Annotated in this window: 11 protein-coding genes and 1 tRNA gene; 11 read left to right on the top strand and 1 reads right to left on the bottom strand. The window is 29.9% G+C overall.

All coding sequences use genetic code 11. The annotated features are described in order from the left end of the window. The first annotated feature begins 242 nt into the window (after positions 1-242). Entirely contained in the window at positions 243-692 is a 450-nt protein-coding gene (locus tag VJY32_RS04085) for a hypothetical protein (protein WP_353676615.1), read from the top strand. A gap of 14 nt (positions 693-706) precedes the next feature. On the opposite strand, the gene glgC is transcribed toward VJY32_RS04085, so the two are convergent. Beyond that, positions 707-1,948, bottom strand: a complete 1,242-nt coding sequence (gene glgC, locus VJY32_RS04080; RefSeq protein WP_353676614.1) for a glucose-1-phosphate adenylyltransferase — start codon at positions 1,946-1,948, stop codon at positions 707-709. A 104-nt stretch (positions 1,949-2,052) separates the two neighbouring features. Between glgC and VJY32_RS04075 the strand changes: the two genes are divergently transcribed. The 10 genes from VJY32_RS04075 to VJY32_RS04030 all read left to right on the top strand — a co-directional run bounded on the left by VJY32_RS04075 (position 2,053) and on the right by VJY32_RS04030 (position 13,239). Beyond that, positions 2,053-3,762: a M1 family metallopeptidase gene (locus VJY32_RS04075; protein WP_353676613.1), complete on the top strand. Its 1,710-nt coding sequence runs from the start codon at positions 2,053-2,055 to the stop codon at positions 3,760-3,762. Between the two features lie 5 nt (positions 3,763-3,767). Then, on the top strand, positions 3,768-4,496 hold the full coding sequence (locus VJY32_RS04070) for a UDP-2,3-diacylglucosamine diphosphatase (RefSeq protein WP_353676612.1): 729 nt from the start codon (positions 3,768-3,770) through the stop codon (positions 4,494-4,496). 1 nt (position 4,497) lies between these two features. Continuing rightward, entirely contained in the window at positions 4,498-6,789 is a 2,292-nt protein-coding gene (locus tag VJY32_RS04065) for a penicillin-binding protein 1A (protein ID WP_353676611.1), read from the top strand. Between the two features lie 48 nt (positions 6,790-6,837). Further along, a tRNA-Leu gene (locus tag VJY32_RS04060) sits at positions 6,838-6,921 on the top strand. 165 nt (positions 6,922-7,086) lie between these two features. Next, positions 7,087-7,740 (top strand): hypothetical protein, encoded by a 654-nt coding sequence (locus tag VJY32_RS04055; RefSeq protein WP_353676610.1) that lies wholly within the window; start codon positions 7,087-7,089, stop codon positions 7,738-7,740. 13 nt (positions 7,741-7,753) lie between these two features. Continuing rightward, entirely contained in the window at positions 7,754-8,602 is an 849-nt protein-coding gene (gene hpnC, locus VJY32_RS04050; protein WP_353676609.1) for a squalene synthase HpnC, read from the top strand. A gap of 3 nt (positions 8,603-8,605) precedes the next feature. Further along, a complete protein-coding gene (gene hpnD / locus VJY32_RS04045) occupies positions 8,606-9,448 on the top strand; it encodes a presqualene diphosphate synthase HpnD (RefSeq protein ID WP_353676608.1) in 843 nt (280 codons plus the stop codon). Continuing rightward, a complete protein-coding gene (hpnE, locus tag VJY32_RS04040) occupies positions 9,448-10,749 on the top strand; it encodes a hydroxysqualene dehydroxylase HpnE (RefSeq protein ID WP_353676607.1) in 1,302 nt (433 codons plus the stop codon). The genes hpnD and hpnE overlap by 1 nt, the downstream gene beginning before the upstream one ends. 42 nt (positions 10,750-10,791) lie before the next feature. Further along, entirely contained in the window at positions 10,792-12,099 is a 1,308-nt protein-coding gene (locus VJY32_RS04035; RefSeq protein ID WP_353676606.1) for a citrate (Si)-synthase, read from the top strand. Positions 12,100-12,285: 186 nt separating this feature from the next. Further along, positions 12,286-13,239 carry a lytic transglycosylase domain-containing protein gene (locus tag VJY32_RS04030; RefSeq protein ID WP_353676605.1) on the top strand — a complete coding sequence of 318 codons (954 nt, stop codon included), beginning with the start codon at positions 12,286-12,288 and terminating at the stop codon, positions 13,237-13,239. Positions 13,240-13,316 lie beyond the last annotated feature (77 nt).

Below are 13,316 nucleotides of genomic sequence, written 5' to 3'. Positions count from 1 at the left end.
CTAACAATTTTTCATTTTCTTTATTTTGATTATTGTTTTTGAACACTGATGACACTGATAAGACATGATTTTCACAGATTTTTTTCTGTGGTTATCTGTTCAATCTGCGTCATCTGTGTTCATAATTTTTTAGGCTTATTCTGGAAATTATTTTTTGAATACATAAAGTTTTTTTCAAAAATTTTATTACAAATTGCCTAATTAATTTTCTTCTTAATGTAAGTAAAAAAATGAGGGACTTTATGGAGAAAATGATTATTCTTTCCAGTCAACCCATTAAATTATCCAAATGGGCATATGCATTACTTGGTTTATCTTTTATTTTACAAAGTGTAACAGTATATGAAGCGGGCAGCTTACTTTTTTATCTCATTTTACTTTTAGGAATAGTATTAATTTTTGTCTCAATATTTTATGGTACCCCAATATTTCTTAAATATATTAAAACAAATGAGGATGGCATAGTATTGAAACAAAATATTTTTAGTAAAGAAAAACTTCTAAGCTGGGATAAAATCAAACGACTTGACGCAAATATGCACCGAATTGAAATTACTTATGATAACGGTGAATTTTATTATGTAGGATTTTATGACCTTGATTATAAAACAAGACATAATGATTTAAAAGATTTTTTAAAATTAATAGTAGAAAAAGGTAAAAGCTTTCCTGATTTTAGCATAAGAATCTGATTTTAAATTAATATTTAGTTGAACTTATAATTTTTGGGTATAACAACAATTCCTGTTTCTGAAACTGTAAATCTTTTTTTATCTACCTCAGGATCAAAACCAATTTCAGTTCCTTCGGGAATGATTACATTTTTATCAATTATTGCTCTGCGAATTCTTGAGTGACGACCAATATTACAATTATCCATTATAATTGAATCAGTAATATAAGTATAGCTGTTAACACGAACATTAAAACCAAGTATTGACCTTTCAACCAATCCTCCGGAAATAATTGTTCCATCAGTAATCAAAGAATTAATTGCTCGTCCTACTCTTTCTCCTTCGTGTGACACAGTTTTAGCTGGAGGGAATTGTCTTTGTTCTGTTCTTAAAGGCCAATTTTGGTCATAAAGATTAAAATGAGGATTAACACTAATTAAATCCATACTCGCTGCATAGTAACTTTCAATTGTTCCAACATCAACCCAGTACGGTTCTGCTTTTTTATTTTCATCTACAAATCTATAAGCTTGAATATGATAATTATTTTTTATCATGTAAGGAATAACATTTTTTCCGAAATCTATATTAGGTACTTTTTCAGCTTCCATTTTATTCATTACTTCTTTAATAACAGGAACATCGAAAACATAAATACCCATGTTGACAAATGAGTAATCTGGTTTATCGGGAATTACTGGTGGATTTTTTGGCTTTTCGAGAAATGAAGTAACTTTATAATCACTATCTATTTCAAGCACTCCAAAACGATTTGAGTGAACTTTTGGTATTTCTATAGCAGATAAAGTTAGTGCAGCTTTCTTTTCAATATGATATTGAATCATCTTTAAGTAATCCATTTTGTAAATATGATCGCCAGATAAAATCAATAGCCATTCATACTGTGAATCTGTTATTAAGTTGAAATTCTGATGGATAGCATTTGCTGTGCCAAGATACCAATCTCTTCCAGTTTTAAATTGTGGTGGTATTGAATAAATAAACTCTCCAAGTTCAGGATTAAAAATATTCCAGGCTTCATAAAGGTGACGATTTAAAGAATCAGATTTGTATTGAGTAAGCACAAAAATTTTTCTAAATCCAGAATTCAAACAATTTGAAAGAGTGAAATCGATAATTCTGTATTTCCCTCCAAAAGGAACTGAAGGCTTTGTTCTTTCTTTGGTAAGTGGGTATAGTCTTTCACCCTGACCACCGGCTAAAATCATTGTAAGGGTTTTCCTTAAAATTTCGGAACCGGCATAATTTCTCATTGGAGCCTCCAGTTTTTGCTTAAAATATATTTAATTATCGATTGATTGGCAATTTAATAAATGATTAACTTTGTGATGTTTATGGATAAATTATCTGTAATATTATGAACTTCAAAAAGAATCCAGTTAAAACTGCAATTATAATTGCATTTGTATCAATTCTCTTTTCAATTTTTGTAATTGTTCCATTTGCAGTAAGAACTTTTCATTTTATATATAAACCAGTAAAACTGCTAACAAATTTTCATAATACTCAACAAAATGAAAATTTTATTGAAGAATATAATACTCCAATTCAGACAAAATTTGATGTATTACATTATGATATTCATATCGAATTAATTCCAGATAATAAAATGATAAAAGGAACAGTTGTTATTAGATTTACAACAAATAATCTGAATGCAAAAGAAATAGACATTAATTTTTATGACAATATGAATATAAAAAATGCTTTTCTGAATAATGAAATCGTTGATTATGTAAGAGAAGAAACAATTGTAAAATTTCTGCCAAAAGAAATTCTTAAGGATACATCAGAATTAAAAATTATTTATGAAGGTGAACCTAAAAGACTTGGCTTTGGTTCTTTTTGTTTTGAAGAAGTGAATGGGCAAAGTTTTGTTTATACAATTAGCGAACCGTTTTATGCATCAACATGGTTCCCATGTATTGATAAGCCCGATGATAAAGCTCTAACAGATATTTATATAACTAACGATTCCTCCTATGTTTCTCTTTCAAATGGGAAATTAATGCAGGTAATTTCAAATAATTCAAAGAAAACATATCATTGGAAAACATATTATCCAATATCAACTTATTTAATTGCTTTGTATTCGGCAAAGTATAAATCTTACAAAGAAAAATATATTTCTATTACAAACGATACACTTGACATTTACTATTATGCTTTAGAGGATAAATTTGATGATGCGGTTCAGGATTTTTCAGATCATCCTCGCTATATTAAAACATTTGAAAAAATTTTTGGACCATATCCATTCATAAAAGAAAAATATGCAGTAGCAGAATTTCTATGGCAAAGTGGAGCAATGGAACATCAAACAATTACTGGCGTTGGTTCAAGATTTATAACAGGTAAAAAATTTTTTCAGGACATGTTAATTCATGAATTATCGCATCATTGGTGGGGAAATGCCGTAAGTCCAAAAACATGGAAAGATATCTGGCTTAACGAAGGTTTTGCAACTTACTCTGAAGCATTATACTGGGAATCCCAGGCTGGAAAAAGTGCACTAAAATCTACGATGAGTGCTAAATCGGGAATGTTTTTAAGAGGTACTTTATATAATCCAAAAGATAATCTTTTCAGCAGTTTAATATACAATAAGGGTGCATGGGTACTTCATATGCTGCGGAGAGAAGTAGGCGATAGCTCATTCTTCAGAATATTGAGAACATACTTTGAAAAATTCAAATATAAAAATGCATCTACACAAGATTTTCAAGAGATTTGTGAAAAAGTTACTGGAAGAAATCTTAAATTTTTCTTTGACCAATGGATTTATAAAGGCACAGGAAAAATAGAAGCTCAATACAATTGGAATATAATTCCTGTAAACAATGGCTATAAAGTAATTTTTAATATAAAGCAGTTACAAAATGGTTATGATATTTATAAATTTCCTATTGATATAAAAATCTTTTTTGAAAACAATGAATCAGAAATTAAGAGTTTTTATGTGGATTCACGCCAAAGCAGTTTTGAATTTGTTACTAAAAATAAACCGGTGTCGTTTGAGTTAGACCCAGATAAGTGGCTGCTTGCTAATTTTAATTTATCAGAATAATTATTATGGATTCTCTCAAAACATATTTTTTTATTTCTGATTTACACTTGGGGTTAGATTCACAAGAAATTGAAATACAAAAAGAAAATAAACTTATTTCTTTTCTTAACTTTGCAGCAGACAACTGCGATGAATTGTATATTATGGGAGATTTGTTTGATTATTGGTTTGAATATAAAAGAGTAATTCAAAAAGGATTTTACAGAACTTATGCAGCATTAAAAAAATTTACCGAGAGCGGAAAAAAAATCCATTATTTTATAGGTAATCATGATTTTTTACATAGAGATTTTTTTGAAAAAGAAATTGGAGCAATTCTTTATCATCAACCAATTTCAGCTGAATTGAACGGGAAAAAATTTTTTATTGGACATGGTGATGGATTAATTAAAAGTGATATCGGTTATAGAATTTTAAAACAAATTTTGAGAAATAAATTTCTTCAAAAAATTTATTCAATGATTCATCCAGATTTAGGAATTAAAATCGCAAGCCTTTCAAGTAAAACGAGCAGAAATTATTCCTCTCAAAAATTTCAAAACAGTTTAGATGGACTTTATGATATAGCTAAAGAAAAAATTAACGAGGGATATGACTATGTAATCTTTGGTCATTCTCACATTCGCACATTTGAAAAATTTAATAATGGATATTACATAAATCTTGGTTCGTGGTTGCAAAAACCATGTTATGGGAAATTCACAAATAAATTTGAGATTATAGATTGGGTGTAAGATGATTAAAAACCAAATACCATCAAAAAAAATCCCGAAAAAGAAAAAGAGCAAAGGTTTGAAATTATTTATTCTATTCATTGGAATAATTATTATAGCTGCATTCATACTTTTAGTTCAATACATCTTTGAAGGTTTGCCATCACTTGATGAACTTGAAAATCCCAAACCACAATTGGCAAGCAATGTTTATAGTATCGATGGAGAATTGATAGGACAATTTTTTAAGGAAAACAGAGTTGAGGTAAGCATTGACAGTATACCCCCTCATGTAGTTAATGCATTGATTGCTACAGAGGATAGAAAATTTTATGACCACTGGGGAGTAGATATTGGACGTTTTATTAAAGCAATGTTTAAAAATATATTTTTATTTAAGCGCGAAGGGGCAAGTACAATTACACAGCAGCTTGCAAAAAATCTTTATGAATTGAAACTACAAAATGAGTCTTTATTTGATACCATAATCAGAAAAATTCGTGAATGGATAACTGCAGTTCAAATTGAAAAAACATATACTAAAAGAGAAATTCTTGAAATGTATTTCAACATTCAATGGTTTGGCCACGGTGCTTATGGAATTGCAATGGCTTCAAAAGTTTATTTTGATAAAGATGTAAAACAACTTAGTATTGAAGAAGGAGCTCTTTTAATTGCTTTGTTGAAATCCTGGGTTTATTATGACCCATATGAAAAGTATGAAAGAGCACTTCAAAGAAGAAATGTAGTTTTAAAGAATATGGTTGACATGGGTTATCTTAGTGAGGAAGAGTATGAAAAATTAAAAGTAAAACCCATTAAATTATCATATAAAAAAATTGAACAGGGAATAAGAGGAACAATTGCCCCACATTTTGTTGAATATATTAGACAGCAGATGGAAAAAATTGCATCTAAATATGGCTACGATTTATATCGAGATGGATTAAATATTTACACTACTCTTGATAGCCGTATGCAAAGAATAGCAATTCATGCAGTTGAAGTTCATTTAAATGAATTTCAAAAGCAATTTGATAAATCTTGGTCATGGAATAAATATAAAGGAGTAATAGATGATTTGATTGACAGAGCAATAAAAAATAAAATTGAATATAGAACAGCTACGAGCGAAGAGGAAAGAAAAAATATTTATTACAGATTGAAAAATAATCCAGCGTTTATTGATTCTGTCAAAAATGCTGCAAAGAGAATTGAAGTTGGTTTTGTTGTAATGGATGTTAAGACAGGTGAAATTAGAGCAATGGTTGGCGGAAGAAACCAGAGATTTTTATATGGTCTGAATCATGTGACACAAATAAAAAGGCAACCCGGCTCTGCATTCAAACCAATTGTTTACACAGTTGCTATAGATAGAGGTTTATATCCAGCTTATCCTATACTAAATCAACCTTTTAATTATAATGGTTGGAGTCCACAAAATTTTGACTTATCTACTGGCGGTTTTACAACTTTAAGACAGGGTCTTGCTTATTCAATTAATATTGTTGCAGCAAGATTAATAATTGAAGATTATGCACCATTACCAGATATTGGAAGAATTGCAGAAAGACTTGGAATCAAAAGTCAACTTGAACTTTATCCATCAATTGCACTTGGCACCTCACTTGTTTCTCCACTTGAATTAACAACTGCTTATGCTACACTTGCCAATCATGGAATTTATAATGAACCAATTTCAATTTTGAAAATTGAGGATAAAGATGGAATGTTGATAGATAAATTTGTGTCTGAGTCACGCGAAGCAATATCAGAAGAAACTGCTTATATAGTAACTGATATGATGAGAACAGCAATCGATCAAGGGACAGGAGTTGCAGCAAGGTATCGTTATAATTTTCAAAGACCGGCAGCTGGAAAAACAGGAACTACACAGGATTTTGCAGATGCTTGGTTTGTTGGATTTACTCCTCAACTTGTCGGAGGTGTATGGGTTGGATTTGATGACCAGAGAATTTCATTCACAGGTGAATATGGTCAGGGAGCAAGAGCTGCTTTGCCAATCTGGGCAATATTTATGCATGATGTATATGAACAATTAAATCTTCCTATGGAAGATTTTCAGCCTCCTGCAAGCGGGAATGTTGTGCCAGTTAAATTTTGCCGTGAATCTATTTTTGAATATGGAAATCCAAAACTTTACTCTGCTGACTGCAGAGGCGGTGTTTATGTAGATATTGCAAATATCAAAAGTCTTCCCGAAAGTTTCGATGCATTTGTTGACAATAAAGTGATTGTTCCTAACAGATATTCATTGAAAGATTCAACACACGAAGCAAAAGAAATTAGATGAGTTTTGTTTTAAAAATCAATTGTGGTTATTTTTGAATTGAGATTTTTTGCCCGGATGGTGGAATTGGTAGACACGCTAGCTTCAGGAGCTAGTTGGCTTACGCCAGTGCAGGTTCGAGTCCTGTTCCGGGCACAAAAATAATTCTCCAAATTTTTTCCAGATTACCAATCTATTCCTTTAGAATAAATTATTTATTAACTTCACTTCGAACAAATTATTGTTGTAATGAAACCATTAATAAAATTTCCGATAGTAATTTTTATATTTTTTATATCATGTATTGAGTATTCCGAAAAAATGAAATTGAATGAAAATGGTTCGGGTGAAATAATTTTTGCCATTGGAATTAATAATGAAATATTTAATCTGGGAAAAGGCAAGTTCGAAATAAATAATTTTAATGCAGACTCAATTAAAAAAAATTATCTAAACAAAACAGGGATAGAATTTGTTAACAGCAGAACTTATGTAAAAAATAATATTAGATGGATAGAAATTGCATTAAAATTTGATTCAGTCGAAAGTCTAAATTCAATTAACAATGACACTACGCAAAATGGAATGATCGGAATTATATCTATTTCAAGAGATAGAAATGGAAACATTCATTACTTTAGAAAAATATTTCCATTTAATCAAAATGAAGTAACGAATGGTGAATCCAAAATTCTTTCCATAATATTTTCCCAGTACAAATGGAATTATGAACTGCAGCTTCCTTCGAAAATTATTTCATCAAATGCACATGAAGTAAGAAATGATTCGAATATTGCAAAATGGTCGTTTTCACTTGCATCATTGAACTCAATAAAAAATATGGAGGTTACTTTTCAAAAGAAAAAATTTCCGTGGTTTATTTACTCTATAAGTGTATTATTGATAATTGCATTGTTTATAATTTTATATCGTGTAAATCTCAAGAGTAAAAAGCAAATCTTAATTAAAAAGTAAAATTTATTTTCGAATGAAATATGATAGATTAAAAAAAGCATACGATGATGCGGTTAAGTTTACGAAGTCACATTATGAAAATTTTCCAGTAGTTTCGTTTTTTCTGCCTAATAAATTAAAGAAGCATATTGCTGTAATTTATCAATTTGCCCGTCAGGCAGATGATATTGCGGATGAAGGCAATTACCCAATAGATTTTAGATTGATGCTTTTAGAAAATTATAAGAATACACTTATAAGTACTCTCAAAGGAATTTATGAAGATGATTTCTGGATGGCTTTAGGAAATACAATTAATTCAATGAAACTTACGCCTGAATATTTTTTCAATCTTCTAAGTGCATTTGAACAGGATGTTACAGTTACCCGATATAAAACTTTTGATGATTTATTGAATTATTGTGAACGGTCAGCCAATCCTGTAGGTAGATTAATTCTTGAATTATTTGATATCAGAGATGAAAAAGTAATGGATTATTCTGATGCAGTTTGCACTGCACTTCAATTAACTAATTTCTATCAGGACATTTCAATTGATTACAAAAAAAACAGAATTTATCTGCCACTAAATGAAATGAAAAAATTTGGGGTAAGTGAGAATATTTTTGAGTTAAAAAAAAATAATGCTAACTTTAAGCAGCTATTAAAATTTCATATAGAAAAAACAAAAGAACTATTTAATAAGGGTAAAAATATTTTAAATTATCTTCCAGGTATTCTTAGACTTCAAATTAAACTTACTATACTTGGCGGAGAAAAAATTTTAGAAAAAATTGAAGAACTTGATTATGATACTTTGAATTATAGACCAATTCTTTCAAAAAAAGATTTAGTTAATTTGTTTTTTAGAGCAATTGGTTAGAAAATGAAAGACCAAACAAAAATAATAGCAAAGGAAAGTAAAAGCAGTTTTTATTATGCTTTCAGCTTACTTCCTTCAGAAAAGCGTGATGCAATGAATACAGTCTATGCTTTCTGCAGAAAAACAGATGATATTGTTGATGAAGGTAATGAAAACGAAGAGATCAAATATGAACGTCTAAGAAGATGGAAAAATGAATTTGAAAAAGCTCTTCGCGGAAAGTCTGATTATTATCTGCTAAATAAATTAACGAATATCATCAAACAGTTTAACATCCCGTTAGAACATTTCTATGAATTAATATCAGGTATGGAAATGGATTTGCAAAGAAAACGATACCTGAGTTTTGATGACCTTATTCAGTATTGCTATAAAGTAGCTGCAACTGTTGGATTAATGTGCATAGAAATATTTGGTTACAAAAATAAATCAGCAAAAGATTATGCAATAAATCTTGGAATAGCAATGCAGTTAACAAATATATTGCGTGATGTAGGAAAAGATATTGATAAAGGAAGAATTTATATCCCTCAAAATGATTTAATAAAATTTGATTATACTGAAGAAGAACTTATTCAAAAAAAATATAATGATAATTTTAAAAAGCTAATGGCTTATGAAAGTCAGAATGCTTTTTATTTTTTTGAAAAAGCAGAACAGTCAATAGATTTTGATGATAAGCCTTCATTATTTCCTGCACGTGCCATGCAGCATATCTATTTCAGACTTCTTAAGAAAATTCAATCTAAAGATTATGATGTGCTTAATAATCAAATTAAAGTAAGCACAGTCGAAAAAGCTGCCATTTCATTAGGCGTTTGGGCTAAATATAGTCTTATTTATTAATGAAAAATTGTTTGGTAATTGGTGGTGGTTTTGCGGGATTAAGTGCTGCAGTAAATCTTTCTCATAAAGGATTTAAAGTTACTTTAATTGAAGCCTCGCCCAGATTAGGTGGACGCGCATATTCATTATTTAATTCAAAACACAATGATTTTTTTGATAACGGTCAGCACATAATGATGGGCTGTTATAATGCAACTTTGAATTTCTTGAAAAAAATCGATGCATTGGACAAAGTTAATTTTCCTGATTCGTTAAAAATTAATTATGTTGATAAAGGTGGAAAGATATATAAATTAAGTTCATCCACTTTTTTTTATCCAATGAATTTGATTTATGCTTTCATGAAATTTCCTGCAATAAGCTTAAAATCAAGATTGCAAGTAATCAAGCTTCTTGCTGAAGTACTTTTATTTGATAACAATTCAGATGATAATTTTACTGTTGAAGAATGGCTTAAAAGAAAAAATCAATCAAAAGAATCAATTAAAACATTCTGGGAAATTCTTACAGTTGGAGCGTTGAATGCAAGAATTGAAGAAGCATCTGCAAAAATATTTAAAGAAGTATTAAAAAGAATTTTCAGCAGTTCAAAATCATCTTTAATTTTGGTACCAATTGCAGATTTGACAAATCTATATGTAAAGGACTCAGAAAAATTCATTAAAGAAAGAGGCGGGGAAATTATAACTTCTGAAAGAGTACTAAAGTTTATTGTTGAAAAAGAAATAATAGAAAAAATTGTTACGGATAAAAACACTTATGAGAATTTTGATTTCATAATTTCAGCTGTCCAATCACATTCATTGAGGAAAATAAAAATAGAAAATTCGAAATCATATAAAGATTTTTCTTTTATCCCTGAATTTAATTATTCACCTATATTAAACGTGCATTTGTGGTTGAGTCATAATCCATTTTCAGAAAAGTTTTATGGATTAATAGATTCTAACATTCACTGGGTTTTTAATCACAATGAACATATAACACTTACAACAAGTGCAGCAAATAAAATTATTAATCTGAAAAACGAAGAACTTCTTGAACTTATCTATTCGGAATTAGAGAGATATTTTCCTATATTCAAAAGTGAAATTGTAATTGATTATAAAATAATAAAAGAAAAAAGAGCAACTTTTATACCTGATATCCATTCATTGAACGTGAGAAAAAGAATATTAACTCCTTTTGAAAATTTAGTAATTGCAGGTGATTGGACAGTTTCGGATTTACCATCAACAATTGAAAGTGCAGTTATGAGTGGTTACATTGCAACAGAAAAAATTATTTTTTCGATAAAATGATGTTATAAATACTTTTTACCAACAAAAATGATGGAGGGATATATGTCTTCCTTAAAAGAAAAGTTACAGGAAAAAATCATTCAGGAAAGACCTCGAACTGAAAAATTAATGAAAGAATATGGCGATGTTAAAGTTGACGAAGTAAAAATTAATCAGGTAATTGGAGGAATGCGTGATATCAAGTGTCTTGTAACTGATATTTCGTATCTGGATCCGTATGAAGGAATTCGTTTTCGCGGAATGACAATTCCAGAAGTTCTTGAAAAGTTGCCTAAAGTTCCAGGTGCAGAAATGCCATATGTTGAAGGTCTATTTTATCTTTTATTAACTGGTGAAATTCCAACAGAAAAAGAAGTAGAGGAAGTTCATCAAGAATTTAATCAAAGGAAAGAAGTTCCTTCTTATGTTTTTGATATTATTCATGCAATGCCAAAAGATTCGCATCCGATGACAATGTTTGCTACTGGAATTATGTCTATGCAAAGAGAATCAGTTTTTGCGAAAGAGTATCGAAAAGGCTTAAAAAAGACAGATTATTGGTCAGCTTACTATGAAGATGCAATGAATCTTCTTGCAAAAATACCTGAAATTGCTGCTCATATTTATAGATGGAAATACAAAAATGGGGATATTATACCCGCTGACCCACATTTAGATTTTGGTGGTAACTTTGCTCATATGATGGGTATTGATAAACCTTATGATGATGTTTCAAGATTATATTTCATTTTGCATAGTGACCATGAAAGTGGTAATGTTAGTGCACATACTGGTCATCTGGTAGCTAGTGCGCTTTCTGATATTTATTATGCTATTAGTGCAATGCTAAATGGTCTTGCAGGTCCATTGCATGGATTAGCTAACGAAGAAGTTTTACGCTGGCTTCATGGTGTGATGGAATCAATGGGAGGGAAAATTCCTACCGAAGATGAAATGAAACAATTTGTTTGGGATACATTGAAAGCCGGGAAAGTTATACCTGGTTTTGGTCATGCTGTGTTAAGAAAAACTGACCCGCGTTATATGGCACAAAGAGAATTCTGTTTGAAACATCTTCCTGATGACCCAATTTTCAAATATGTAGATTTGTTATTTAAAGTAGTACCTCCAATTCTTATGGAACAGGGAAAAGCTAAAAATCCATGGCCCAATGTCGATGCACAATCCGGTGTAATTCAATGGCACTATGGTGTAAAAGAATATGAATTTTATACAGTTCTGTTTGGTGTTGGGAGAGCACTTGGTGTATGTGCTAATATTATCTGGGCTCGTGCACTTGGTTATCCAATTGAAAGACCAAAATCCGTTACTACTGCAATGCTCGAAGAAATTGCATTCGGGAAAAAATAATCTATTCATTTTAACGAGCCGAAGAATCTTTCTTCGGCTCTCTATAATTACCTTCTAAATATTGTTAATTAAAAAATTAGTTTAATTACTCTTCCATATCATAAATTATTTTGACATCCTAATTTTTTTCTTTTGTAATCAGGAAATTTTATTTTGTAATAAATCATTTAACAAAATCTAAATAGCATGAACAGAAAAGATATTTTTATTATTGTAGCAGCTATTTTAATTGTTATAATTTCACTGTTATCGTTAATTATGAGTTACATGACTTTTAAAGAAAGAAAAAATGTTCAAAAAGTTGTTGTTAAAGTAGAACCTGAAGAATACAAAATTTTTATTCCGGAGGTGCCAGAGCAATTAGAGTTTTGTGGCGAAAAAGTTCCTCTAAATGATATTGATGTGAGAGAACGTATTGAAAGAGAATTGCTTGTAAATGCTTACTGGCATTCATCGACTATATTAGCATTGAAAAGAGCCAACAGATGGTTCCCAATAATTGAACCAATTTTGAAAAAATACGGAATCCCTAATGACTTTAAATATCTTGCTGTAATAGAAAGCAATTTGTCAAATGTAGTATCAAGTGCAGGTGCTGTAGGTTTTTGGCAATTAATGGAAGCTACAGCCAAGAAATATGGTCTGGAAGTAACAAAAGAAGTAGATGAAAGATATAATGTAGAAAAATCTACAGAAGCTGCCTGCAAATATTTGAGAGAAGCTTACTCAAAATATAAGAGCTGGACACTCACAGCTGCATCTTATAACTATGGAATGAATGGAATCGATTTACAAATCAACCGTCAAAAGTCGAAAAATTATTATAATCTTTTTCTTAATACCGAAACTTATAGGTTCGTAGCAAGAATAATTGCAATGAAAGAAATAATGAAAAATCCTGAAAAGTATGGCTATTACCTAAAAAAAGAAGATTTATATCAGCCAATAGAAACCGAAGAAATTAAAGTAAAAAGTTCAATTCAAAATCTTGCCGACTTTGCGGAAAAACACGGAGTGAATTATAAAATACTTAAGCTCTTAAATCCGTGGCTTAGAGATAATTATCTGCCTAATAAATCAAATAAAATTTACTTAATTAAAATTCCCAAGGGAAATGAATATTTCGCACTTGATGAATAAAAAATTAAATTTTTTTGATAATCATTTCTGAATTTTGATAGACAAATGAACAATTTTTGTTATTTTTCAACCCGAGA

This window comes from Rosettibacter primus (genome assembly GCF_036860675.1).
In the GTDB taxonomy this organism is placed as follows: Bacteria; Bacteroidota; Ignavibacteria; order Ignavibacteriales; family Melioribacteraceae; genus Rosettibacter; species Rosettibacter primus.
This window is presented reverse-complemented; position numbering and strand designations above follow the sequence as displayed.